Raw genomic sequence first — 25,925 nt, 5'->3', positions numbered from 1 at the left:
GACGCGGCGCGAAACGCTCAGGCGCGCTTGTAGATATCCTCGAAGCGGACGATGTCGTCCTCGCCGAGATAGCTGCCGGATTGCACCTCGATCAGGTGCAGCGGCAGCTTGCCCGGATTTTCCAGGCGGTGTGTCATGCCGATCGGGATGTACGTGGACTCGTTCTCGGCCAGCAGCGTCACCTGGTCGCCGCACGTGACGCGCGCCGTGCCCGACACGACGATCCAGTGTTCGGCGCGGTGGTGGTGCATCTGCAGCGACAGCTTTTCGCCCGGCTTGACGCAGATGCGCTTGACCTGGAAGCGCTCGCCCGCGTCGATGCCTTCGTAATAGCCCCACGGTCGGTACACCTTGGTGTGGACCAGGTGCTCCGTGCGCGCGTTGCCCTTGAGGTGGTCGACGACGTTCTTGACGCGCTGGACCATGTCCTTGTGCGCCACGAGCACGGCATCGTTCGTTTCCACGACGACGAGGTCCTTCACGCCCACGACGGCCACGATGCGGCTTTCGGCGCGCACCAGCGTGTTGGTCGTGCTGTCGAGGTAGACGTCGCCGCGCGCCACGTTGCCGTCGGCATCCTTGGGCTGCACGTCGGCCAGCGCGGACCACGAGCCGACGTCGCTCCAGCCGATGTCGGCCGCGACGACGATGCCGTCGCGCGTGTGTTCCATCACCGCGTAGTCGATCGAATCGGACGGGCTGGCCGCGAACGCCGCTTCGTTCAGGCGGCAGAAGTCGAGGTCGCTGTACGCGGCCTGCACGGCGGCGCCGGCGGCCTGGGCGATCGTCGGCGCGTGCTTTTCGATCTCGGCCAGGAAGCGGTCGGCGCGGAACATGAACATGCCGCTGTTCCAGTAGAAGCCGCCGTCGGCGACGAAGCCTTCGGCCGTGTTGCGGTCGGGCTTTTCGACGAAGCGCTCGATCTTGTAGCAATCGTCGCAGCCCGGCAGCGGCTCGCCGCGGCGGATGTAGCCGTAGCCCGTTTCCGGACCGCTCGGCACGATGCCGAACGTGGCCAGTGCGCCCTGCCCGACCTGGGCCGCGGCGCGCTCGACCGCGATACGGAATGCGTCGTTCTTTTCGATCACGTGGTCGGCCGGCAGCACGAGCATCACGGCCTCCGGGTCCTGCGCGTGCAGGTATTGCGCGGCGGCGGCCACGGCCGGGGCCGTGTTGCGCCCCGCCGGCTCGAGCAGGATGCCGTGCGGCGTGATGCCGATGTCGCGCATCTGCTCGGCCACGAGGAAGCGGTGCTCGTTGCCGCACACCACCAGCGGCGCCATCAACCCCGGCCAGCCGCGGACCCGCAGCGCGGTTTCCTGCAGCATCGTCTTGTCCGTCACCAGCGGCAGCAGCTGCTTGGGCATGACTGCCCGCGACAGCGGCCACAGGCGGGTACCGGCACCGCCGGAGAGGATGACTGGGTAAATTTTCATGCGTTGGCTTTCTCTAATGACTTGTCTGTTTCTTCCGCCTGTTCCGTGCGCCGGCTGCGGCGGCGGTCGCGCGCGTTCAGCCATTCCGACGAGCTGTAGTCGGACGAGTGCTTCATCTCGCCGGCGCGGTCGATGCTGTAATCCTTGAACACGATCATTTCATGCAAAGTCACGTCGTTCAGCACGCGAGTGTACTCGAAAAGGACACTGCGGACGACCTCGGCGCCTTCGCAGATATGGCTGCCGTGGCCGATCCAGGTCGGCCCGACGATCGTCGCGCCGGCCTCGATCTTGACGCCGGAACCGATGTAGACGGGACCCTTGATCGTGGTGCCCCGCCAGTCGATGCTCGTGTTCAGGCCGGTCCACAGGCCGGGCTCGATCTGGATGCCCGGCACGTCCATATGATTGACCTCACCAGTCAGCACGTTCTGCAGCACTTCCCAGTAATCGCTCACGCTGCCGATGTCCAGCCAGTTGAACGGCCGGCCCTGGGCATAGAACGGCATGCCCTTTTCGGCCAGCAGCGGGAACAGCTGGGAACCGATGTCGAACTCCACACCCGACGGAATCAGGTCGATCACTTCCGGTTCGAAGATGTAGATGCCCGTGCTGATGAAGTTCGACAGCGCGTCTTCCTGCTTCGGCTTTTCCTGGAACTGGGTGATGCGGCCGTTCTGGTCGGTCACGACGACGCCATAGCTCGACACCTTGTCCCACGGGACTTCCTTCGTGATGACGGACGCCATGGCGCCCTTGCGGCGGTGCTCCGCCAGGGCCGCCTTGAGGTCGAGGTCGATCAGCGCGTCGCCGCACAGGACGATGGTCGTGTCGTCGAAGAAGCCGCCGAATTCCTGGATCTTCTTCATGCCGCCGGCCGAGCCGATCGGCACCGCGACGACTTCGCCGTCTTCCTTCGTATAGCCTTCGAAGGAATAGCCGATCTGGACGCCGTATTGCTCGCCCTCGCCGAAGTATTCCTCGATCTTTTCGTGCAGGTGGCTGACGTTCACCATGATCTCGGTCACGCCGTGCTTGCGCAAATGCTCGATCAGGTAGGCCATCACGGGCTTGCCCAGCACGGGGATCATCGGTTTCGGCAGGTCATAGGTCAGCGGACGTACGCGCGTACCTTTGCCTGCTGCAAGAATCATCGCTTTCATGGTTCGGTCCTCATACGTTTATTTTGGGGTAGTCTGGTAGCGCCAGGAATCGGCGCACATCTGGGCGATGTCACGCTGCGCGGTCCATCCGAGTTCCTCGCGCGCCTTCGTCGGGTCGGCGTAGCACTTGGCAATGTCGCCAGGGCGACGGTCCACGATCTGGTACGGGATCGGCTTGCCGCAGGCCTTCTCGAAGGCGTGCACCATTTCCAGAACACTGTTGCCATTGCCGGTGCCGAGGTTGTACGTGTAGAGACCGTCGCCCTTCGCCAGCTTGTCGAGGGTCTTCACGTGGCCGATCGCCAGGTCGACGACGTGGATGTAGTCGCGCATGCCGGTGCCGTCCGGGGTCGGATAGTCGCCGCCGTACACGGACAGCTTTTCGCGCTGGCCGTTGGCGACCTGGGCGATGTAGGGCACCAGGTTGTTGGGGATGCCGTTCGGCTCCTCGCCGATCAGCCCGCTTTCGTGGGCGCCGACCGGGTTGAAATAGCGCAGCAGCGCGATGCGCCAGTCCGGCTCGGCCTTGAACACGTCGCGCAGGATGTCTTCGATCATCAGCTTGCTGCGGCCATACGGATTGGTGGCCGACAGCGGGAAATCCTCCTTGATCGGCACCGAGGCCGGATCGCCATACACGGTGGCGGACGACGAGAACACGAGGGTCTTGCAGCCGAACTTGGCCATCGTCTCGAACAACGCGACGCTGCCGTACACGTTGTTGTCGTAGTAGCGCAGCGGCTGCGCCACCGATTCGCCGACCGCCTTCAGGCCGGCGAAGTGGATCACGGCATCGATCTTGTGCGCGCCGAACACGGCTTCCATGGCCGCGCGGTCGCGGATGTCGCCTTCGACGAAATCGAACGGCTTGCCGCTGATCTTCTGCACACGGTCCTGCACCGAACGCACCGCGTTGTACAGGTTGTCGTACACGACCACGTCGTGGCCGGCGTTCTGCAGTTCCACGACGGTGTGCGAACCGATGTAACCCATGCCGCCAGTAACCAGGATCTTCATGAATACTCTTCTTTCAAAAAATGTTGTTGCCGCCGTGTTCCAAGGACCGGCGCGCATCGTTATGTCGTCGGCGCCGGTTCGAAACCGGCGCCATCCCTGTCTGGTGTTTTGGTGTACTGCAACCTCGTGGGCGCTATCGTGCGCCCTTCAACTTCAACTCCTTGAGGAACAGCCAGATGAAGGCCATGTCCTCGATAAAATAACGGCGAAACATCCGGCGCGGCTCCTGCAGGAAACGGTAGAACCATTCCAGCCCGGACTTCTGCATCCACAGCGGCGCGCGCTTGACGTGGCCGATCGCCACGTCGAAGGTCCCGCCCACACCCATCGCGAACGGGACCTTCATCTCGGCCTGCCAGCGGCCGAGGAACTGTTCTTTTTTCGGCGAACTGATCGCCACGAACAACAGATCGGGGCGCGCGGCGCGGACCTGTTCGACCACCTCCGCTTCTTCCGCCTCGCCCTTCCAGTAACCATTGCGGTGGCCGGCCAGCACCAGGTTCGGGTATTTGTGCCGGTACGTGGACGCCACCTTGCTCACCACTTCCTCTTGCGCGCCCAGCAGGAACACGCGCCAGCCCTTCTCGCCGGCGCGCCGCATCAGCGCCTCGAACAGGTCGCAGCCGGCGACCCGCTCCTTCAACGGCCGGCCCAGCAGGCGCGACGCCCACACGACCGGCATGCCGTCGACATTCACGAGCGCGCAGTCGTTGATGATCCGGCGCAGTTCCGGATCGCGGCTGGCCTTGACCAGCTTGTCGACGTTGACGACGACGTGCTGATGGGGCCGTCCTGTATGGATGAAGCCCTCGACCGTCTGCAATGTCTCTTCCATCGTCAGGTTGTCGATGGAACACCCCATCAGCGTGATGCGCTCGTTCATGTTGCTACCTCAAAGTTACCCGCGGATTTCCTTCGTCAGGATGTCCACGATGCGTTCGGCCGCGCGGCCGTCCCACAGGTGCGGCCGGCGGCCCTGCTTGCCTTCGCCGCGCAGGATCTTGCGCGCCTCGAGCAGGATGGCGGCCGGATCGGTGCCGGCCAGTACGTTCGAACCTTCGTCCACGGTCACGGGACGTTCCGTGTTCTCGCGGATCGTTACGCACGGCACGCCCAACGCCGTCGTTTCTTCCTGCAGGCCGCCGCTGTCCGTCAGTACGACCGCCGCATCCTTCCACAGGTTCAGGAACGCCATATAGGCCTGCGGACCGGCCAGCGTGACGTTCGGGCCCAGGTCGATGCCGAATTTCTCGAGGTTGGCGCGGGTGCGCGGGTGCACGGGGAAGATCAGCGGCAGGTCGACCGCGATCTCCTTCAGCGCGCCGGCGATGCGCGTGAACGTGGCCGCGTCGTCGACGTTGCTGGGACGGTGCAGGGTGACGACGCCGTAGCGCTGGCCGGCCTGCGCGCGCGCCGCTTTCCAGGCGCTCGTCTCGAACGCGGACGTGTCCGCGTGGCCGAGCTTGTCGGCCTGGTACAGCACGTTGTCGACCATCACGTGGCCGACGTAATGGATCGCATCATCCTTCTTGCCTTCGCGGCGCAGGTGCTCCACGGCCGACGGTTCGGTGACGAAGAACCAGTCGGAGATGCTGTCCGTGACGAGGCGGTTGATTTCCTCGGGCATCGCCATGTCGAAGCTGCGCAGGCCGGCTTCCACGTGGGCGACGGGGATGTTCAGCTTCTTGGCGACGATCGAGCAGGCCAGCGTGGAATTCACGTCGCCCACGACGAGCACGGCGTCCGGGCGCGCGGCGGTGCACAGTTCCTCGAAGCCGATCATGATCTTGGCCGTCTGCTGGGCGTGGCTGCCGCCGCCGGCGGCCATGAACACGTCCGGCTGCGGAATGCCGAGTTCTTCGAAGAACACGTCGTTCATCTCGCGGTCGTAGTGCTGGCCGGTGTGGATGATCTTGAACGCCGGCGCATCCGGACGCGCCTGCAGCGCACGCACGATCGGCGCGATCTTCATGAAGTTGGGGCGGGCACCTGCGACCAGATAAATGAGCATTTGAAACAATCCCTAGGTTTAGTTATGGAAAAACGGTGTTAGAAAAACGTTATTGTAAACTTGCACTCGACCGGGACGGCGGACGATACGGTGCTGATCTTTAAAACGTCGCACGGCTGCCTGTGTTCGTAGCAGCGCGAATACCAGCCGAGCGGCGGATTTTCGTTGCCGCGCACCAGTTCCAGCTTGAGGTCCGCGCCGTGCGCATGCATCTGCAACGCGAAGCGCTTGCCGCGCACGTGCAGGCCGGCACTGTTCAGCCGGACGTCCAGGCCGGGCGCGAAATGCCAGAACAGTTCGACCTGGTGATGTTTCTTCGCAGCGATCTCGTCGCGCACGGTGAGCGTCGCACTGGCAGCATCGTAACGCACGCCGCGCATATGCCGCACGGGATCGGCCAGGCGTTCGTAGCCGTCGTGTGAGCCGCGGAAGTCGAATTCGTGCGGCGACTGCGGCATGCGTTCGATGGCTGCCCGCGCCTTTTTCAGCCACATGAAGCGCCCGCCCGACACCGACTGGTCGAGCCCGTCGATGCGCACCGTGTTGTGCGCCGAGGTGCCGCGGAAGTAGTCGCGCCACTTGTGTTCCTGCCAGTACGAATACGTGCCCGGATCGACGAGGCACGCCTCGCCGCCGATGGACAGCGTCAGCGCGAGCGCATCCGCGTGGCCGTGCGCGGCGATGCCGAGATAGCCCAGCGGACCGCAGTCGACCATGCCCTTGATCTCGTCGGGCTCGCCGAAATGCGAACCGAACAGCAGATAGCCGCCGTCCGGGAAGGCCCAGCCCGTGTCCGACTCGTGCGGATCGGCTTCCGGCCGCTTGCCGGGCAGCGCATGCAGCAGCCAGCGCACGCCGGGGTGCGCCGGTTCCATGCGGCGCAGCACGGCGTCGCCCAGTGCCAGCAACTGGCCGGCGCGGTCGGCGCCGGGAGCATCCAGGCGGAACACGATGCCGTCGTCGGCGTCGCCCACCATCGGCACGTTGCCGCCCACGTCGCGCACGGAGCGGAGAAAGCGCAGCGCGCGCTGCAGGCTCGCCCAGTAGGCGCGCGAGAACGGGTGGTCGCAGGCCTGGCCCACGAGTCCGGCGACGAACAGGAATTCGCTGGAAAACACGTGGTAGGCAAACGCCTGCTCGCGGTTGACGCCGTCGCGCGAGAACTGGGCTTGCGCCTCGTGTTCCAGCTCGCCCCTGGCCTGTTCCAGCCACGCGCCCGACGCTTTCCAGCACGGCCAGATCGACGCGCCCACATACAGCCCGGCCAGTTCGCCGATCAAATGGTTATTGGCCGACGAATGGCGCGACAGGTGGCGCGCGATCGCGCTGCAGTGGGCGTGGATCGCATCGAGCCAGTCGGCGCGCAGGCGCTGCCCTTCCTCGCCCGCGAACAGGCCGCTGCCCTCCCCGCCGATCAGTTGCCACACGAGGCCCCAGTTGATGAGGCGGATGCCCAGTTCCAGCGAGCTCGCCCAGTTGGGGCCGACCAGCGGCGGACACTGGTCGAGCCAGCTGCGCAGCTGGGTGTGCAGCGCATGCAGCCAGGCGACGTCGTTCGTCACGGTCCAGGCCTGCGCGAGGCGCACGAGGTGCAGGTGGCGGTTCAGTTCCCACACATGCTTGATGTCGCCGACCTGTTCGCGGTTCGTGATCGCGATGTCGCCCGCGTAGATGCTCGGGCCGACGACGCCGCTGTCCGGATCGCGGTTCCACACGGGCGGCATGCCGACGTCGAAGCGCCGGTTGGCGAACAGGACGACGTGGCCGGCGCAGATGCTGTCGGCGTCGGCCAGCAGCGCGTCGCGTTCCGCCGGCGGCACGGCGAGCGCTCCGTGGCGGTTGAAGGTGCGGGCGCGCGGCAGCGGCGGCGCGGCGCGGGCGCGCAGGCGTTTCGCCACGCGCGTGACGGCCGCCTGGCGGATCCGGTAGCCGACCTCGGCCACGGACATGCAACGCAAACGATTGACCAGCCAGACCATCCCTGTCGCTTCGCTCATCATCTCGCCCCCGCCAGTTCACGGTAGATCGCGGACAATTTCCCGCACACCACCTCGGTTGAGTATTGTTGTTCGATGGTTGCGCGCGCTCGTGCCGCCAGCCGGTCGCGCAGGGCGCAATCGCCCAGGAGTCGTGCAAGCGCCCTGGCGAGCGCCTGTTCGTCGCGCGGCGGGACCAGGAGGCCATTGTCGCCGTCGCGCAGTGTTTCCGGAATCCCGCCCACGGCCGTCGCCACGACGGCCTTGCGCGCCGCCATCGCCTCGAGCATGGACATCGGCAGCCCTTCCGCGTGCGACGGCAGGCAGAACACGGTGGCCTTGCGCAGTTCGGCGTCGCGTTCGGCCGGGCCGACCCAGCCGGGCAGCTCGATCCGTTCCGCGATGCCCAGCTCGGCCGCGCGCCGGCGCAGGCCTTGCGTATCGCCCTCGCCGCCGAACACGAGGCGCAGCGGACTCGGCCCGGTCGTCTCGCGCACGATGCGCGCGCCGGCCTCCAGCAATTCGAACACGCCCTTGGCCGCTTCCAGCCGGCCGAGGAACAGGATGCGGCCGGGCATCGACTGGTCCTGCGCCGGCAGGTCCGGCAGCGGCACGGCATTCGGCACGACGGCCACGCGCGCGCGCGGCGCAAAGGCGTGCACGAACTGCGACCAGCCTTCCGACAGCGTGATCACGAGCGAGCTGGCTTCCAGCGTGTGGCGGATCCAGCGCCGCAGCAAGGTGCCCGATTCCTCCGTGGCAAAGGTGCGAAAACCCCCGCCGTGCAAATGGAAAATGGTCTTGCAGCCAGCTTGGCGCGCGATCAGCAGCACGAGCGACTTGCGCAGGAAGCTCGCATGCGAGGCCGCGTGCACGTGGACGACGGCCGGATGCCCGCCCATGCAGGCGACGAGCGTCTGCCAGAAACCGGACAACGCGCCGCGCGCCTTCACGAGCGGCGTGCCGTCGCGGTGGGTCGCCACATAGCGCACGCGTTCGCGCTCGAACAGTCCATGCCGGCGCAACACGGAGACCACCGCCGCCACCCCGCCCCTGCCGTCGAGCGCCGTGCCGACCATCAGGACCCGTGGCGCCGGCGCTTTCACGCGCCCGCCCCCAAGGTCGTCGTCCCCCGCTGCGCTGCTTGTGACAAGGTAGAGGCCCTTACTAAATGGACAATATTTCGATAATACATCATGATTTTCCCGCCGTGCGCACGCTTCAACTCTCGATCGCGATGAATTCGAACTTGCCGTTCGGCCCGCGCGGAATCGCCGTCACCCGCTCCACCCGGACGTTCACGCCGGGCACGCGCAGCAGGAATTTGTCGACCAGCGCCCGTTCGTCCGCATCGCCGAAGCCGTCGGCCGTGACGACGCGCAGCACGAATTCACCGGCCCCGCGGTACAGCACCTGCCCTTCGACGAGATGCCGGTCGTGCCCCTGGAAGATGCGGTCCAGGCGCGCGACGATGCGGCCGTCCGGCAAGGTGACGATCTTTTCCTGGCGCCCGATCACGGCCTTGATCGTCGGGAAGACGCGGCCGCAGGCGCACGCTGCGCCGTCCGGGATCACGGTGTCGCCCGTGCGGTAGCGCACGAGCGGCATCGCGGCGTTGTTCAGCGACGTGCCGACCAGTTCGCAGGCACCGTCCTCCGCCTCCAGCAGCGCGACCCCGCTGTAGTCGGTGAGCACGTGGTAGCGGCCTTCCTCGCACGTGCCGATGGCGGCCACGCGCTCGGCCTGGCCATACCAGTCGAACACGCGCACGCCGAACGCCTGCTCCACGGCCGCGCGCACGCCCGGCTCCAGCGTCTCGGACGACGTCATCACGCCGCGCAGCGCGCGTCCGCGATAGGTGCGGCCGGCCGCGTTCAGCCAGGCGGCCAGCGCCGCGATCGACGACGGGTAGGCGTGGATCACGACGGGGTCGAAACGCTCCAGCGCGTCGACGTAGCGGCCGATCGTATCGTTCGACAAATGGTACGACGACATCATGAGCATGTTGCCGACCCAGTCGCGGCACCAGTAGCGGCCGTCGCGGGGGTGGTCGGGGCAGACGATGTCGCCGCGGATCCACGCGCGGCGCTGGCCGTGGCGCCAGCCGATCCATTGCAGCTGGCGGTAGACGAAGCCTTCCTCGCGCACGAGGTTGCCGAGCGACTGGACGATGGTCAGCGGCGAGCCGGACGTGCCGCTCGTCTTGATCGTCGTGCGGATCCAGGAACCGGGGCCGCGCGGCCGCACCAGGCGTTCCGGATGCTGGCGGACCTCGGCCTTCGTCAGCATGGGGCTGCCGGGCGCCAGCCGGGCCAGGGCCGTGCCGTCGCCGTCGAGCGGCACGCCGACCCGGCGCGCGCGCCGCGCGACGTAGGCGGCCAGCGCCTCGCGCGAGCGCTCGTTGGCGACGAGACCGGGATACACGAAGCGCCGGCCCCAGACGTTGCGGACGATGTCGCGCACGAGCGAACGCAGCGAGCACTTCAGCGAGTAAGTCCACGTCGACATGCTTACGGCCGCTCCGTCAGGATTTTCCTATAAATTTTTGCAACATTGTTACCCAGAATATCATACGTGCGGTGGCTCGTTACGTACGGTGGCCCACGTAACGCGAACTCGGCAGCAAGGGCGCCGTCATTTAACAATTCCAGCACGGCGTCGGCGAACGTCCCCGCCTCCATCGGTACGCACAGGCCGGCCCCGCTCTCGTCGATGACCAGTTTCTGGTCGGGGATATCGTTGGCGACGCTGGGGATGCCGAGCGCCAGGTATTCCACGAGCTTGGTCGGCGACGACACGTCGAACAGGGTGCCGCGCGGGATCGGCGACAAGCCCACCTCGGCCCGCACTGCATAGCCGAGCGCCGTGCGCTGGGGCAGCCAGCCCGTCAGCAGCACGTGGCCGTCCAGGCCGCGCGCCGCGATCTCGCGGCGCATCCACGCCATCTCGTCGTCGGACGGAGCGTCGCCGGCGATCACGAGCAGCACGTCGGGATTGCGCGCGCGCAGCTGTTCGGCCACGTCGAGCAGGAAGTCGGACCGGCGCGAGCGCGCGATGCGGCCGAGGTAGAGGACGACACGGCGCCCGTCCAGGCGGGCGTCAATGACCGGCTCCACGTTGGCGCGGTCGAACAGGTGGGCGTCGACGCCCATCGGCACGGCCGTCATGCGGGCCCGGTCGAAACCTTTCGCGGCCAGCCAGTCGGCCATGGCGTCGCTCTGCACGAACATGTGGCGCGCGCCGGGCAGCACGACGCGGTAGATGGCCACGCGCGACGCCCACGCGCGCAGCGCATGCCCCAGCCACTTCACGCCGCGGCCGTGCCGGGCGATGTCGTCGCGCCGGACCTCGAAGCCTTCGACGATGGGGAACGACATCCAGTAGATGAACGGCACGCGCAGCAGCGCGGCGGCCACGCGGCCGAGCACCCCGCTGGCGATCTTGTCGCGCACCTGGATGCAGTCCGGCCGGCCGTGGCGCAGCGCGCGCACGAGGCCCAGCAGGTCCCACAGGGGCGCGCACACGCTGGCGAAACGGCTGCGCAGCGAACCGACGACGTGCATGCCGCCGGCCGGCCACGGCGCCGTGTCGCCGCTGCCACCCTGCCCCACCAGCTCGGTGGCCACGCCGTAGCGCGGCATCTCGGTGCCGAACAGGGTCCGCACGTCGGCCCGGACCGGCGGCAGCGGATCGCGCACGACGAACAGGATGGAACGGGACGAGGAGCGTCTGGGCATGGATTCCTTGTCGTATGAACAACGAATGGAAGCCGATTCTAACTTACCCGGCAGCGTGCACAGTTGCGTGAAACTTAAATCAGGCCGTGCGCAGCGCCAGCAGGCGGGGCATCAGGCCCGCGCTGGCATGGCTGTCGATCTTGCGGCAGAAATGCGCGCGCGACGCGGCGATGCGCTCGAAGTCGCCCTCGTCCAGGATCTTGGGGTTGCGCGCACCCTGCTCGGGCCACTGGACGTAGCGGAAGTTCTGGCCCAGCACGCGGCTCGCGAACGGCGAATTCATCACGAGGGTCTGGAAGAACATCTCGTCCGGACACGCGCAGTTGCGGAAGAAGCGCACGAGGCCCGGGTCGCGCGCGACGCGCGCGAGGATGTCTTGCACGCACGCCTGCGACAGCGCCCACCACGACGAGCCGCCGTACGGCCGCATCCCGCCGGGCAGGCGGCGGGCGGTGCCCGTCACGCGCAGCGCGCGGTTGGCGATGCGGCAGGCGAGGCGCGCCAGCGGCGTTTCGTCGCCGCGATGGAAATACCGGTAGCGGTAATCGGCCGCCCACTGGCCGGGCTCAAGGCCGATGGCGACCGTGTCGAGCAGTTCGTGGCCGGCGTGCTGCGCCAGCGCGTCCTTGAGACGGGCGTTCGAGAGCAGCGGGAAATCCTGGGCGCTCAAAAAGACCGCCTTGTCGAACACGGGCACCTCGGCCACGATCTGTTCCAGCGAATTGAGCACGGCCTGCACCTGGCTGAACGTGCCCCAATGGACGTCGATGCGGTTCCTGACCTGGCGCGCGAACGGATGGACGCCGGCCGGATCGAGCGCGCATTTGCGGTCGAGGTTCACGTACACGCGAAAGTCGTCGTCGCGCAACTGCTCCACCAGCGCATTGAGCTGGCCCAGGTCCTTGTGGGCTTGGATCAGGAACACCTGTGTCGTCATCGTCGCGCAGCGAAAAAAAATCCTCCGCGGGCGCAGGGCCCGGGGAGGACGTCGCGCCAGCGCGCCGAGTGTAGCACGGCGCCTGGCGATTGCCGGGGACGATACGCCGGCGTTTAGTTCAGGTTCACCGTCTGCGTGCCGACGGTCAGGGTGCGCGTCGTGCCCGACGTCGTCACCTTGGTGGCCGGACGCTTGCAGCCGACGTCCAGCAGCACGAGGAACTCGGCCGCCGACTTGCTGTCGTTCTTCAGGTAGAACGCGCCGTGGTCTTCGGTCACGCCGGCCTTGGGCGCCGGACCGGTCCACTTGGCGAACGGGGCGTTGCCGTTCAGGTCGCGCAGGCACACCGACTGGCCGTTGATCGCGATCTTGACGCTCGACGGGCTCTCGACCGTCATCGCCACCGGCGCGTGGATGTTCCACTCGTAGGTGTGCGCCACCACGGCCTGCAGCTTGTCGCGCACCACCATGGCGTTCTGGCCGTGCAGGTACCAGATCTGGCGCTTCGCCATCGTCAACTGGCCGCCGTAGGCCGGGGTCGCGTCGCCTTCGGCATAGTCGTAGGTCGACTGGGCCGAGAAGCCGGTGATGCGGCCGTTGTGCTGCAGCTGCTCGCGGTAGCCGGTGACCACCTGGCCCTTGCCGCCGTCGAACGTGATCGCGTTCTGCGACTTGGTCTGGTGATACCAGTCCGTCCACAACGGCGAACCGTACCAGTCATACCAGCCGGCCTTGACCAGCAGCGGCTGGCCGGCCACCGACAACAGCAGGCCGTTCTGGTCGCCGTGGCTGTGGTTGAACGAGCCGTACGGGCTGGACTTGAAGAAGAACGAGGTGCGGTTCGTCGAGCCGATATCGCTGTGCATCGCCACCCAGCCGGTGCTCGGGTAGTAGGCCGAGTTCGACGGCGGGACCTTCAACGTGGTGCCGGCCACCGGCATCGGATACGGCGCCTGCACGACCGACAGCGAATCCTCGATGCCCGGCAGGTTGGCCACATACCACGCGGCGCGCGGCGACACCATGCGGTTCGCAAACGCGCGGAACACGCGCGGGTCCGGCTTGGTCTCGGAACCGTCGCCGAAGGCATGCACCTTCGAGCCCGGCGGCGTGAATTCGGTCGCGAAGTCGAGGAAGCCCAGCGTCCACGGCTTGGCGTACATGTTCACGCCGGTCGCCTGGACGATCGGGTCCCACAGGGCCGTCATGTAGCCGGCCGCGTATTCGGCGTAGGCGGTGCCGTTGGCATAGCCGCCTTCCGAACCCGACCACGGCGACGGGGTGTTGACGTAGGCACGGAACGTGAAGTCGAACCACGTCTGCGCTTCGGGGATGTCGCCCAGCGCCAGCGTCGAGATCAGCGCCATGTAGATCATCAGCGTGTTGCCGTGCGAGTCGAACGGGTACTGGTCGAGGCGGCCGTTATCGCCCGAGATATTGCTGAACATCTCGGTCACGCGGGCCTTGGCGACAGCAAGCCATCTGGCCTTGCGGGTCGCGTCCAGGTCGCCCGCCAGCAGGTCGGCGCCCTTGAGCAGTTCCAGCGCGATCTGGCGCGTGGCCTGGTCCTGGTTGGCGTAGCTGGTGGGGCCGGTCGGATTCAGCGACGCCAGCTGGTCGCCGCGCTTGAGCGCTTCGTTCAGGTAGACCGGATCCTTCTTGAGGCGCCACAGCAGCGCGGCCGCTTCCAGCTGGCGCGTCGATTCGTTGATGCGGTTGCGCACGTCGGTCTGCTGCGATGCCATCGTCGCCGTCAGCGGCGCCGAGATCGCGACCGGCCAGCGCGCGTCCGACAGGTCGGGCAGCGCCGTCATCTGCAGCTTGACTTCGTTGATCAGGCGGCTGACGTACGGGTCCAGCTCGTTCTTCCTGGACGTGCTCCAGGTCGAGTAGGCGGTGAAGGTCGGACCCAGCGAACGGGGACGTGCCTTGGCCAGGATGCGCGAACGCAGGGTGGCGTTGTCGGGCACTTCGAACGTGGTCGACCTGCTCGTGATCGCGAAGGAACGCGGGCTCGACCAGTCGCTCGAACCGGACGGGCGCACGCGCCACGTGTAGTTGCCCAGGGCCAGGGCCTTGGTCGGCAGGTACCAGTTGCGGTCGACCGTCGCCTTCACCGGCGAGCCGCCGACCGGGGTGATCTCGATGTCATAGGCGGCCGGGCCGGTCGGATGGCGCGCCCAGGCGAAGCCCGGCGGATTCTGCGCCTGCACCGCGCCGTTGGCGGGTGCGGGCTGAACGACGAGCGGATCGGTGGATTGGGCCCAGTCGGCATGCGCGCTGAACGACACCAGCAGCGACGACAGCGCAGCGACGGCAATGATGCCCTTCCGATGAAATTTCATGTAAATGCTCCGAGAAATATTAACTGGACGACTAGAGGTTCAGCTGTCGGCAGGACGCCTGGGCCAGATTTGCTTTGAAACGCTCGGCTGATACAAATGAGCGCTGTTCGATAGGAGAAATAGTACCGCAAATAAATTTTATTGCGGAAAAAATCCCTTACAAATCAGGGATTTTTCTCGTGCATCGCACAAATCCAACGACCCAATGAACCCCTTAATAACAGTAATATTTTCAGGCAAACAAAAGCCGTTTTTTAACAGAAAAGACTATTTGAAAACTGTGCGGACAATTCGACAAAGTTTATCGAATCGCCATCATATGAATAACTTCGACAAGTTTATTGATAAATTAATTCTGAACAAACATTACGATAGCATTACCGGATAACGGACTGGCGCACGCCTGCCGCACTCGTCAGTGCGCAACGGCGGGCATGCCCCCATGCGCCGCCTCGGCGCGCAGGGCGCGCATGCGTTTCAGGTAGCGCAGGCAATAGATGCCGAATGCGAGCGGCGCCTGCTTCATGTAGCGGCGGCGCACCGCGAACTCTTCCTGGCGCGCCTTGATCTTGTTGGCGGACGAGACGCTGCCCGCATGGTCGCGGAAGACCGTCAGCGGACGGTCGACGGTGGCGGGACGCGCCACCCGGCCCAGGCGCAGCCACAGGTCGATGTCCATCGCGTACTTGAGCGTCTCGTCGAACATGCCCACGCGGCCGAACGCGCTCCTGCGGATGAAGACGGCCGGATGCGGCACGGACGCCCGCCCCGCGGCGAACGCGCGATAGCTGAACGGCACCAGCCGGTACGGCGGCACCAGCTGGCCGTCCTTCAGCACCTGCACGGTGCCGAACACCCAGTCCACGCGCTCGCTCGCAAAGCGTGCGGCGACGGTTTCCAGCACGTCGTCGCCGGCATAATAATCGTCGGAGTGCAGGTGCGCCACGTATTCGCCCGTCGCAGCGATGATGCCCTGGTTCATCGCGCGGCTGATGCCGCCGCCCACGTCGCGCAGCACGCGCTTGTTGCCCGGGTAGGCGGCGATCATCTCCAGCGTGCCGTCGGTGGAGCCGCCGTCGACGAAGATGTGCTCGACGTCCTGGCAGGTCTGGCGCTGCACGGACGCGAGGGTGTCGGCCAGCGTCGCGGCGCTGTTCCAGGTGCAGGTGACGATCGAAAAGGTCGGTTTGTTCATCATTCACTCGTGATAGAAGTCCAGGATCTGGGGAATGGCGTGGAACACGTCCATCGGGAAGGAATCCGGCAGCGGCACCGTCGCTGGCGCACGCCCCAGGATGTCGACCAGCCGCTCCACGAGGCGCGGCATGGTCTCGGCCAGTTGCAGCTGGCCGTCGTAGTACTGGTAGGCCGCCAGCTCCGGCGTGCCGCCGCGCGCGAGCGCCACGCATGGCTTGCCCAGCGCCAGCGCCTCGAGCACGGTCGTGGAGCAGGCTTCCTCGCACACCGACGGCACGACGAGGGCGTGGCTGCGCGCCGACATCCGGATCACCTCGTCGTAGGGCTGCCAGCCGAGAAAACGCACCTGCGGGCCGGCAAAGCGGGCCTCGAGGCGCGCGCGCAGCGGTCCATCGCCGACGATAGTCACCCGGGCATGCGGCGGCAGCCAGCCCTGGACCTGGAGCAGGAATTCGCCGAAGCCCTTGCCGGCATCGATGCGCCCGACCAGCAGGATATCCCCTGCCCTGACGTCGGCCGGGCCCACCGCGTGCTCGCGCAGCATCGGATAGCGGATGAAATTGTGGATCACGCGCGCGCGCGACAGGTCGGCGTAGGGCACCGCGCGCAGGAAGGCGCGGCGCAGGAAGTCGGACACGAACACGGTCTTGTGGCGCGCGAACGCGTCGGCCGCCTCCGAACGGTAGCGGCCCACCGCGAGGCCGGACACGGTACGGCGCAGCGAATTCGGCGTCGGGTGGATGCAGGCCGCGCAGTCGCGCACGTCGCGCGTCTCGCAGACGTGCTCGTCCTTGAAGCGCAGGTGCGTCACGCATTCGCTGCCCTGGTCGTGCCGCGTCTGCACGAAGTTCACGTCACGCGGCACATAGCGCCCCGCCATCGGCAGGTGGCCGTGGTAGTGCACGACGTCGTATCCGGCGGCCTCGCGCATCAGCGCGCGCGCCACGCGCCGCGCGAACACGGGCCGCTTGACGGGGTTGAAAAAACCGAGCTGGGACTCTTTCCAGCCGGGGCGCGCGAACGCAAAGCCCGGCAGCAGGCGCCCGCGAAACCCGATGTCAAGCGCGCTGCCGGCATGGAAGCGGTCGCTGCGCCCCATGATGTCGACTTCATGCCCTTCTTCGAGCAGGGCGTTGGACAGCGTGACCACGTGCTTGCCCAGGCCGCCGATCTGGGTGCCGGGCAAGTCCTCCGAAACCATCAGGATCTTCAAACCGTTTTCCTCGTCGACAACAAGCCCTTCACGCGCGACCAGGCCAGGTCCTTGTCGTCCTTCTCGATCACGAACAGGGCGCCGTAGGCGAACAGCAGCGCCATCGTCAACAGCACCAGCAGCACCAGGTCGAGCGGGCCGCCGTCGAACCAGCGGTTGGCGACGTGCGCGGCGAGCGCCACCGCGCCGACGCCGAACACGCTGGGCGCATACGACCTGTGCACCAAGTCATGCAGCTGCGCCGGCACCGTGCGTCCGTGCACGGCCACGAGGAAGGCGCAGGTCAGCAGGACGGAGGCGATCAGGTGTCCCCAGGCCGCGCCCTCGATGCCCCAGCCGGCCACGCCCAGGTACACGACCAGCAGGCCGAACGCCGCGCGCGCCAGCGCGAACATCCCGGAAAAACGCGGATGGCCCATGCCGTCGTTCACGAGCGACGGCAGGCTCGTCAGCGAATCGATGAATTGCGACAGCGCCATCACGGCCAGCACGACCTGCCCTGCCCGCGCGAACTGCGGGTTCATCCAGTAATACAGGATCTGGTAGGAGAACACGGCGACGAGCACCAGCACGGACGCGTTGATGAACACGACGTAGCGGCTGGCCTTGAGATACAGCTTCTTCAAGCGGTCGAGTTCGCCGCGCGCGGCCAGGGTGCTGGCGGCCGGGAAGAAGACGCCGGACAGGCGGTAGGTGAGGCTCAGGATGCGGTTCGCGAGCGTCGACGCGACGGTGAAGTAGGCGAGGCCCGTGACGCCGACGAGCGCGCCGATGATCAGCTTGTCGGCATAGGCATACGACAGGCTCGCGAAGCGGCTCAGGAAGGAGTAGGCGGAAAAGCCCAGCAGTTCCCTGCGGATCGTTGCACCCGGCCGGCGGTAGCGCAGTTCCGGCAGCAGGCCGCGGATGCAGCGCCACAGCACGGCGCAGTTGATGGCGCTCGCGATCACGCGCAGCAGGATCACTTCGAACAGGCCATAGCCCAGCATCAGCACGGCCACCGTGAGCAGCGGCACGCAGGTGCCGAACAGCATCTCGATGCGGCTCGCGATGTCGTAGCGCATCAGCGATTGCGGCACGCTCTGCAGATAGCTCTGCAGCTGCCCGAGGAAGAAGCCGAGCGCCGCCAGCTTCAGGGTCGCGACGGCCTCGTGTTCGAGCGCGGTCGGCACGGAGAACACGCGGGTGACGAAGACATGCGCGCCGAAAAACAGGCCGAGCCCGCCGATGACGCCCAGCAGCGAATACACGGACAGGCCGAAGAATACGGTCTCGTCGATGCGTTCCTGGGCGCGGGGCAGGCTCCGGTCGGCGTTGAATTCGGCGATGAACTTGACGGAGCCCGCCGTGACGTTGATGTCGATGACGGCGAAATAGCCGACGATCGCCGTCACGAGCGAGTACACGCCGTAGCTGGCATCGCCCAGGCCCTTGACGACGAGCGGCACGGTCCCCAGCGCCACCAGCGCCGGGATCACGGCGCCGAGCAGGTTCGAGAAGGCGTTGCGGACGAGGCTGAGATTCATACGCGCGCCGGCACCAGGTTGACGTGGCGGCGCTTGGCGGTCGGGACCGGCTGCACGGCCGGCTGTTGGCGGGCGACTGCCATCGCCACGTAGGGCAGCGCGAGGCAGATCGCCAGCATCTGCGTGGTGCGGATCTGCGGGAACGGCGTGCCGACGAGCAGGTCGGGCAACATGAAGGCGAGGCCCGCGGCGCCGGCCGTCGCCAGCCCCAGCAGTTCCGGCGGCAGCGTGCGCAGCGCACGCCGCGCGAAGCGGGTGAACATCCAGATCGTCCCGCCGAGCAGGATCAGCCCGGGCAGGCCGGCCTTGAGGGCGATGTGCAGCACGCCGCTGTGCAGGAACAGGCCGCCGTCCTGCCCCGTCTGCCACGAGATCTGCTGGTAGCCGGAATAGCGGCCCCATGTGCCGATGCCCGTGAGCGGGTGCGACACGAAATCGGCCAGCGCGAGTTTCAACTCGAGCACGCGTTCGCTCTCGGCGCCGAAGCGGTGCGATTCCATGTCGTAGAACAGGCTGGACAGCCCGCCCCCCGCGCCCTTGGTGTGGCCCAGGCGCCGGATCGCCGCATACAGCAGGCCCGCGCCCATCACGGGCGCGCCGAGCGCCAGCATGTGGATGCGGCGCTGCAGCGGGAAGCGCATCATGATGATGAGGAAGGCCAGCACGAAGCCGATCCACGCGCTGCGTCGGTAGGACAGCACGATGCAGGCCGCTGTCGTGCACAGCGTGGCCCAGTCGACGGTCGTCCAGAACAGCGAGCGCTTGTTCCTGACCACCTGGAACAGGTTGACGGCGGCGATGGCGAAGGCGATCGTGCACAGCAGGCTGTCGTTGATGTCGAAGAACGTCAGCTTGATCTTGATGTCGTTCATGTTCGCATACACGTTGTTCGGGTCGCCGCCGAGGAACGCCCAGCGCACGAGGCCGAACAGGGCGCGCGTCAGGCCCGCCAGCATGATGAAGCGCGACAGTTCGATGGCGTGCTCACGGGTGCGGAACGACAGCAGCAGCAGCGAGACGAGCGGCGCCATCCAGACGATGTTGGAAAACCCGGACGGCGCCAGCACTTCCGCCAGCGTGACGTTGGAAAACATCCCCACGGCCACATGGCCGCCCAGCAGCAGGAACCAGGCGAGGAACCAGGGCCGCAGGTCGCACGGCGGCGCCGGATAGCGCTGGAAGCTGGCCGAGACGCGCGCGCAGCACCACGCGCCGAGCATGCACCACAGCAGCAGCGGGAAGAACAGCACGCCCGAGCCGCGGCTGTACACGCCCGGCGAGCCGACCGTCGCCAGCGAACCGTAGCTCGTCGAATTCATGAAGAAGAACACGGCGATGTAGACGTAGGCGAGGAAGCGCGGCCACACCATCCCGACGCCCATCCCGGCCACGGCCAGCACCGCCAGCAGCGCGACGACGACGAACGGCAGCGAGGTATATATGTACAGGAGGATGTTCTGCATCGGGTTGGCTCTGGTGGTTGGACGTCAACCCTTGTTGGTGGACGCGCCCAGCAGCTTCAGGCGGTCCCGCGGCGACATGGCGTCCAGCATCTGGTTCACGAAGCGGTCCTGCACGCGGTAGGCATTGTTCTCGTCGGCCTCGATGGTCGACACGCGCACGAGCATGCCGTCGGGAATCTTGCCGGTCAGGCCGTACAGGAAGCGCTGGTATTTCTGGCCGAGGCCGGACATGACGGCCTTGTCGCCGATCGTCACCCAATACGTGATCGGTTCGTTGCGCGCGTTCTGGCGCGCGACGAGCCGCTTGACGGGGACGCCGCCGTAATGCGTAGCGAGCTCGGCCTTGTGATCCTGGACCATGTCGAAGCCCTGCGCCACGTAGCAGACTTCGGGCAGGTGCAGCTGCAGCTGCTTGCTCTGGTCGCCGCCGTAGGCGATCGACAGCATCACGCGCTGCCCGGCATCGTTGACATACGTGCGCGCCAGCGTCTGGTCGTACAGCGTGGCGATGAGTTCCTTCTGGGTCTCGTCGGGCGTCAGCGGCACGACGGTGTTGTCGACCGTCCAGTTGCCGAAGCGCTTGGGAATCATCGTCTCCAGGTCGAAGTGTTCCTGGACGGCCGCCACCTTCTGCTTCGGCGTGAGCGCACCCGTCAGCGCGGACGTGCCCGCCATCGTCACGCCGAGGATCACGCTGGCGAGGAATTTGCGGTTCATGCCGCCCTACCTTTCTCAGTACCGTGCAAACGGTGCCGAATGTACCACTGCAGCGCGGAGTCGATCGACAGGATCAGCACGAGCGCCGTGACGAACAGGACCATGCCGGCGAACCCGTGCAGGAAGCCCTGCCCGGCCGCATCGCCGAAGTAATACGTGATCAGGGTCAGCACGACGACGCGGATCACGTTGGCGGAAAACGAGATCGGGATGATGAACAGGGCCAGGCCGATGTTGCGGAACGCGGACGGGTGGCGCATCAGGTTCAGGTAGAACAGGCCCAGCGCCTCGAGGGTCAGCAGCGTCTGCAGGCCGGCGCAGGCGTCGGCCACGAGCAGCTGGTACTGGCCGATCTGCAGGATCACGCCGGAGCGGCTGATCGGGTAGCCGAACGCGAACAGCAGGTGTTCCGTGGCCCACGACACGGCCATCTTCATCGGCATCGTGACGGCCGCCACGAATTCGCTGGGCAGCGGCACCATGAAGATCATGAAGAAGAACGGGAACCACAGCACCAGCAGCGCGCGGCCGCCGCGCTTGACCAGCAGCACGGCCGCCATGACGACGATGATCGACACGATCTCCAGCATCAGGATGTGCTGGGAACGGCCGAGCAGGTGGGCCACGAGGCCGATGGCGAGGATCGGCCAGCCGGCCCAGCTCGAGCGGGGCGGCGTCGTCGCGGCCAGCACCTCCGGCCATTTGCGGTAGATGAGCCACAGCGCGAGGCCGAAGATGATCGGCCCGTGGCCCTGCTCTTCGCCGATCCACGGGCCGGTGAACAGGTCGTAGAACGTGGGAACGAACAGGATGGCCAGGCCGAGGAAGACCGGCCACCATTCGGGCAGGACGGCGCGCAGCGCACGCATGTCCGGCGCATGCTGCCGGGTCCTGCTGACGCGTGCTCCGGTGTCCATGTCAGAACTCCATCACCACCGAGCCGAGGACTTCGCAGCCGGCGTCGACGAGTTGCTCGGCGGCGCGGCCGATGTGCGAAATCCGGGTGTAGTTCTTGCGCGCGACCAGCAGCGCGCCGCCGGCGCGGCTCGCCACCGCGACGGAATCGACGCCGGACTGGAACGGCGGCACGTCGTACAGCACGATGTCGTAGCGGCTTTCCAGCTGCGTGTTCAGGTTGCGGAAGCCTTCGCGCGCCAGCAATTCCTGCGGATTCGGCGGCAACGTCCCTGCCGGCATGATCGACAGGTCGACGAACGCCGGCACCCGCGCGATCACGTCGAGGTCGGCGCGGCCGGCCAGCAGGTCGGACAGGCCCTGGCGCGGCTTGAGCGCAAACGCGTCCTGCTGGCGCGGGGCGCGCAGGTTCGCGTCCACCAGCAGCGTCTGTTCGCCCAGTTGCGAGAACACGATCGCCAGGTTGGAGGCGAACAGCGCGGCGCCGTCTTCCGGGTCGACGCCGACGATGGCCAGCGCCCGGCGCCCGCGCGCGAACCAGCGCAGCATCAGCTGGCTGCGGATCGCGCGCAGCGATTCGACCTGCGGGCAGAACGGATCGTAAGCGGCGAGCAGCTTGGGCGACAGCCCGGCCTGCCCTTTCTGCAGATAGGGGTACGAAAACTGGCGCGCCAGCACCTGCTGGATGTCATCCTCGCTGACCAGGCCCAGCCGCACGGCCGCCTCGCCGAAGCGGATGCCGGTCTCCTTCTGCATGCGCAGCACGCGTTCGGCGTCTTCCGGCTTGAGCTTGCCCGAATCGAGCAGGAGCGCGCCCATGCTCGATTCGGGTCCCTGTCCTGCGGGCAGCGTGTTGAGAATCGGAGAATTCATGTTCAAGTCCCAGGATCAGTTAAGACGGAGCAGGCGCCGCGGCGTCATCAGGGAACGGATGCCGCCCGTCCGTCCACGCGGCGACTTCCATTCGATCGTGCCGAGCACGGGAATACCCAGCATTTCCTTGATGTCGCCGGCCGAACGCACCGGACGATTCAGCAGTTCCAGCAGCAGCGCCAGGCCGACGCCGAGAACGGTGCCGAGCAGGAAGGCGATCAGCGTGTTCAGCAGCACGCGCGGACCCGACGGCTGCGTCGGCGCCACGGCCGGGTTCAGCAGCGAGATGTCGGATTGCTCGGACTGGGCTTCGATGCGCGTCTGCGAGAAGCGCTGCGATGCCGAATCGAACGCCCGCTGCGCGCTGTCGAGGTCTTTCAGCAGCACGCCCAGTTCGTCGCGTGCGCGGTTCATCTCCAGCACCTTCGCTTTCTGCTGGGCCACGGCTTCGCGCAGTTCCGCTTCGCGCTGGCGCAGCACCTGGGCATTCGCACCCACGCTGCGCGACACGGTGCCGAGCGCCGCGTTCAACTCGGCGCGCACCTTGTTCAGTTCGGCCTTGGCCGCCTGGTATTGCGGGTGGTTGCGGCCGTAGCGCTGCGCCGTGTCGGCGAACTTGCCTTCGGCCTGGGCGACGTTGGACCGCATCGACTGGATCAGGGCGTTGTTGGCCACGTCGGGCGACGTCAGCGCGGAACCGGCCGCGGCCTGGCGCGAATTACCTTCGATCGCGGCCGTCTGCGCGGCGACGAGCTGGGCCGACAAATCGTTCAGGCGCGCCAGTTCCACGTCCACGCGGTTGTTGTCGAGGCTGACGATGCCCTTTTCCTGCTGGTACTTGGACAGGCGGGCCTGTGCCGCTTCCAGGTTGTCGCGCAACTGCTTGGTCTGCTCGTTGAAGTAGGCGGCCGTCTTCTTGGCCGGATCGGTCTTGAGCTGGACGGTGATCTTCTGGTACTCGTCGGCGAACGCATTGGCCACCGCGGCCGCGAATTGCGGGTCGGCGCCCTTGAAGCTGATCTCGACGACGGACGATTCGCGCGACGGCACGATCTCGAGCTTCTTCAGCAGCAGGTCGGCCAGCCAGTCGCGCACCGAGCCCTTGCCGTCGTTCGCATCCCTGAACTGTTCGATGACGGCCGGGCTATTGGCAAGATGCAGCGCATCGACGACCCGCAGCGCCACGTTCTTGCTGCTGATGATGTCGATCTGCGTGGCCATATAGCCCGGCAGCAGCTGCCCTGGCATCGTCAGTCCGGTCAGTGGGTCCACGCCTTTGTAGTTCAACAGAACGGATGCCGTCGCCTTGTACGTCTTGGCCTGGATCAGGCTGAACCCGAGGGCCAGCGCGACCGTGACCAGCAGGGTCGTCAGGATGATCTTCTTCCGTGCAAGCAAGATCAGCAGGAATTGATGAACGTTCATGATGAACCTTTAAAACGGAGTGGAACAAAAAACCGGACGCCGTCGCTACATCAGAACCACGACTCTTTTACCGTGATGACGTCGTCCACTTGCACGAGATCATCCGCCTTCGCATCGATCGTATGCTGCGCCCCGCTCGCATCGCGGCGCGTGATGCGCAGGCCGCGCTGCGTGCCGCGCTGCGTGAGACCGCCGCCGGCCGACAGGGCCTGCTGGACGGTCATCGCACGCTCCAGGCGGAACGGTCCCGGACGCTGTACCTCGCCCGTGATGTAGGCACGCGGTGCGCGCTCGACGAAGATGATGTCGCCGCCGGCGACTTCATAATCGCGGTTCAGCTCGCCCTTGCGCACCATCTCGACGACGTCGATGGTTTCGCGCGTGGTGACACCGTTGCGGGTGCGCACCAGGCTGACCATGTCGCCGCCTTCGGGGCCGATGCCGCCGGCCAGCGCCAGCAGGTCGAGCACCTTGCGCGGACCGTCGACCGGGTAGCGGCCCGGACGGTTGACCTGGCCCAGCACCGACACCTGCTGGCTGGCCAGCGTGGTGATCAGGAGGTTGACCTGCGCCTTCTTGAGGTAGCCGCCTTTTTCCAGCAGGTTGCCGATCTTCTTTTCCGCCTGTTGCGTCGTCAGGCCACCGACCTGCACTTCGCCCAGCAGCGGGAAGGTCATGGTGCCGCCTTCCGACACGCGCGTTTCGACCGCGAGATCGGGACTGCCGTAGACCGATGCCTTGACCACATCGCCCGGGCCCAGCAGGATTTCCGCCGCGCCAGCCATGCCCGCGCTGACCGTGAGGACCGCCGCAATCATCCAGTGTACGAGTCGTTTCATGTTCACTCCTTCTTGTTCGTCAAATGATTCGAATTACTTCAGTCCGGCGACGCCGCGATCGAGCGCTGCCTTGTCTGCGCCGGATGCGTTGTCGGCCGGTGCGGCCTCGACTGCTGCCGCGGCCGGCGCAGCTGTCGCGGCGGGATCGGCGTTCGCCACCGCGCTGGATGGGCCGGCGCCGGCGGGTGAGGTCGGTGCGGCCTTGGGATCGGGCATCATCGACTTGTTCAGGTACTCGATCTTGGCGCTGGAACGCAGGCGCTGCAGTTCGGCGACGGCCAGCTCCTTGTTCTTGCGGTTCACAAGAAATTGCTCGATCTGGCTGGACGCGACCTGCAGGTTCACCGGCGCGTCCTTGATTTCGGCGACGGAAATGAACATCGCGCGCGGACCTTCCTTGACGACGAAGAGCTGGCCCTTGGGCATGCCCAGCAGCTTGGACGACAGTTGCGGCGGCACGTCGGCCGTCGAGCGCGTGACCTGGTTGCGGCCGTATTTGATCTTGTGCGCGTCCAGCCACACCGCGACCTCTTCCAGCGACTTGGCGCTGTCGGCCGCGCTGCGCAGCTCGGGCGTCAGGTCGTTGGCGGGGATCACGAGTTCGTTCATGCTGAACTGCTTACGGTTGGAAAAGAACTCCGGATGCTTGTTGTAGTATTCCTCGACTTCCGCCGGCGCCGGCTTCGTCGCGCTGCCGATGCGTTTCTGCAAGTAGGCCTGCGCGATGATCAGCGCGCGGGCGCGGTCGATCGCCTGCATGACCTTGGGATCGCGGTCGAGGTTTTCCTTGGCCGCCGCCTCCTGCAGCAACTGACGGTCGATCAGTACCTGCAGCAACTGCTTGCTGGCGGCGTCCTGCTGGGCTGCCGACACCCCCGCGCGCTGCAATTCCTCGTTGAGCTGGAGCACCGTGACCTCTTCCCCGTTCACGCTCGCCAGCGCCTGGCCGGGTTTCTTTTCCTTCGCCTTGTCGCCGCACGCGCTCAAGGTTGCCGCAACCAGGATCAGCGCGGCGCACAGCACGCGCTTGGGAGTGGTAAGGGGGGATGTCTTCATGATGGCAGCCACGTGGTTGTTGTTCATTTGGTTTCCTCGGGAGGATCGTGTGGAACTCTTTTTATAGCCCGTTCATTCT

General features: G+C 66.4%; 21 protein-coding genes. All 21 read right to left on the bottom strand.

Annotated elements, in window-relative coordinates; all coding sequences use genetic code 11:
• Window positions 1-17 precede the first annotated feature (17 nt).
• Window positions 18-1,436 carry a mannose-1-phosphate guanylyltransferase/mannose-6-phosphate isomerase gene (locus ASC93_RS21610; RefSeq protein WP_056447347.1) on the bottom strand — a complete coding sequence of 473 codons (1,419 nt, stop codon included), beginning with the start codon at window positions 1,434-1,436 and terminating at the stop codon, window positions 18-20.
• Window positions 1,433-2,599: a sugar phosphate nucleotidyltransferase gene (locus ASC93_RS21605; protein ID WP_056447345.1), complete on the bottom strand. Its 1,167-nt coding sequence runs from the start codon at window positions 2,597-2,599 to the stop codon at window positions 1,433-1,435. The genes ASC93_RS21610 and ASC93_RS21605 overlap by 4 nt, the downstream gene beginning before the upstream one ends.
• A gap of 18 nt (window positions 2,600-2,617) precedes the next feature.
• Window positions 2,618-3,616: a UDP-glucose 4-epimerase GalE gene (galE, locus tag ASC93_RS21600; protein WP_056447343.1), complete on the bottom strand. Its 999-nt coding sequence runs from the start codon at window positions 3,614-3,616 to the stop codon at window positions 2,618-2,620.
• A gap of 133 nt (window positions 3,617-3,749) precedes the next feature.
• A complete protein-coding gene (locus ASC93_RS21595; RefSeq protein ID WP_056447341.1) occupies window positions 3,750-4,499 on the bottom strand; it encodes a WecB/TagA/CpsF family glycosyltransferase in 750 nt (249 codons plus the stop codon).
• Between the two features lie 15 nt (window positions 4,500-4,514).
• Complete coding sequence (wecB, locus tag ASC93_RS21590; protein ID WP_056447339.1) at window positions 4,515-5,627, bottom strand: non-hydrolyzing UDP-N-acetylglucosamine 2-epimerase; 1,113 nt, start codon at window positions 5,625-5,627, stop codon at window positions 4,515-4,517.
• A 38-nt stretch (window positions 5,628-5,665) separates the two neighbouring features.
• Window positions 5,666-7,624 carry an alginate lyase family protein gene (locus ASC93_RS21585; protein ID WP_056447626.1) on the bottom strand — a complete coding sequence of 653 codons (1,959 nt, stop codon included), beginning with the start codon at window positions 7,622-7,624 and terminating at the stop codon, window positions 5,666-5,668.
• Window positions 7,624-8,709 (bottom strand): glycosyltransferase family 4 protein, encoded by a 1,086-nt coding sequence (locus ASC93_RS21580; protein WP_229412829.1) that lies wholly within the window; start codon window positions 8,707-8,709, stop codon window positions 7,624-7,626. The genes ASC93_RS21585 and ASC93_RS21580 overlap by 1 nt, the downstream gene beginning before the upstream one ends.
• 115 nt (window positions 8,710-8,824) lie before the next feature.
• Window positions 8,825-10,111 (bottom strand): phenylacetate--CoA ligase family protein, encoded by a 1,287-nt coding sequence (locus tag ASC93_RS21575; protein ID WP_056447335.1) that lies wholly within the window; start codon window positions 10,109-10,111, stop codon window positions 8,825-8,827.
• Between the two features lie 2 nt (window positions 10,112-10,113).
• Window positions 10,114-11,340, bottom strand: a complete 1,227-nt coding sequence (locus ASC93_RS21570) for a glycosyltransferase (protein ID WP_056447333.1) — start codon at window positions 11,338-11,340, stop codon at window positions 10,114-10,116.
• A gap of 79 nt (window positions 11,341-11,419) precedes the next feature.
• Window positions 11,420-12,265: a beta-1,6-N-acetylglucosaminyltransferase gene (locus tag ASC93_RS21565; protein WP_229412828.1), complete on the bottom strand. Its 846-nt coding sequence runs from the start codon at window positions 12,263-12,265 to the stop codon at window positions 11,420-11,422.
• 125 nt (window positions 12,266-12,390) lie between these two features.
• Window positions 12,391-14,622, bottom strand: coding sequence for a heparinase II/III family protein (locus ASC93_RS21560; RefSeq protein ID WP_056447329.1), 2,232 nt, complete (start codon window positions 14,620-14,622; stop codon window positions 12,391-12,393).
• Window positions 14,623-15,037: 415 nt separating this feature from the next.
• Complete coding sequence (locus ASC93_RS21555; protein WP_082548240.1) at window positions 15,038-15,817, bottom strand: glycosyltransferase family 2 protein; 780 nt, start codon at window positions 15,815-15,817, stop codon at window positions 15,038-15,040.
• Window positions 15,818-15,820: 3 nt separating this feature from the next.
• Window positions 15,821-17,032 carry a glycosyltransferase family 4 protein gene (locus ASC93_RS21550; protein ID WP_229412827.1) on the bottom strand — a complete coding sequence of 404 codons (1,212 nt, stop codon included), beginning with the start codon at window positions 17,030-17,032 and terminating at the stop codon, window positions 15,821-15,823.
• On the bottom strand, window positions 17,029-18,558 hold the full coding sequence (locus ASC93_RS21545; RefSeq protein ID WP_056447327.1) for an oligosaccharide flippase family protein: 1,530 nt from the start codon (window positions 18,556-18,558) through the stop codon (window positions 17,029-17,031). Before ASC93_RS21545 ends, ASC93_RS21550 begins: the two co-directional genes overlap by 4 nt.
• Entirely contained in the window at window positions 18,555-20,021 is a 1,467-nt protein-coding gene (locus tag ASC93_RS21540; RefSeq protein WP_056447324.1) for an O-antigen ligase family protein, read from the bottom strand. Before ASC93_RS21540 ends, ASC93_RS21545 begins: the two co-directional genes overlap by 4 nt.
• A gap of 24 nt (window positions 20,022-20,045) precedes the next feature.
• Window positions 20,046-20,738: an exosortase-associated protein EpsI, B-type gene (gene epsI / locus ASC93_RS21535; protein ID WP_056447319.1), complete on the bottom strand. Its 693-nt coding sequence runs from the start codon at window positions 20,736-20,738 to the stop codon at window positions 20,046-20,048.
• Window positions 20,735-21,655: an exosortase B gene (gene xrtB / locus ASC93_RS21530; RefSeq protein ID WP_056447317.1), complete on the bottom strand. Its 921-nt coding sequence runs from the start codon at window positions 21,653-21,655 to the stop codon at window positions 20,735-20,737. Before xrtB ends, epsI begins: the two co-directional genes overlap by 4 nt.
• 1 nt (window position 21,656) lies before the next feature.
• Window positions 21,657-22,526 (bottom strand): chain length determinant protein tyrosine kinase EpsG, encoded by an 870-nt coding sequence (gene epsG, locus ASC93_RS21525; RefSeq protein WP_056447313.1) that lies wholly within the window; start codon window positions 22,524-22,526, stop codon window positions 21,657-21,659.
• Window positions 22,527-22,541: 15 nt separating this feature from the next.
• Window positions 22,542-23,951, bottom strand: coding sequence for a chain length determinant protein EpsF (gene epsF / locus ASC93_RS21520; RefSeq protein WP_056447312.1), 1,410 nt, complete (start codon window positions 23,949-23,951; stop codon window positions 22,542-22,544).
• Window positions 23,952-24,001: 50 nt separating this feature from the next.
• Window positions 24,002-24,790, bottom strand: coding sequence for a polysaccharide export protein EpsE (gene epsE / locus ASC93_RS21515; RefSeq protein ID WP_056447309.1), 789 nt, complete (start codon window positions 24,788-24,790; stop codon window positions 24,002-24,004).
• Between the two features lie 33 nt (window positions 24,791-24,823).
• Window positions 24,824-25,873 (bottom strand): EpsD family peptidyl-prolyl cis-trans isomerase, encoded by a 1,050-nt coding sequence (locus tag ASC93_RS21510; protein WP_056447306.1) that lies wholly within the window; start codon window positions 25,871-25,873, stop codon window positions 24,824-24,826.
• Window positions 25,874-25,925 lie beyond the last annotated feature (52 nt).

It is taken from the genome of Massilia sp. Root335 (assembly GCF_001425685.1).
Taxonomy (GTDB): domain Bacteria; phylum Pseudomonadota; class Gammaproteobacteria; order Burkholderiales; family Burkholderiaceae_D; genus Telluria; species Telluria luteola.
This window is presented reverse-complemented; position numbering and strand designations above follow the sequence as displayed.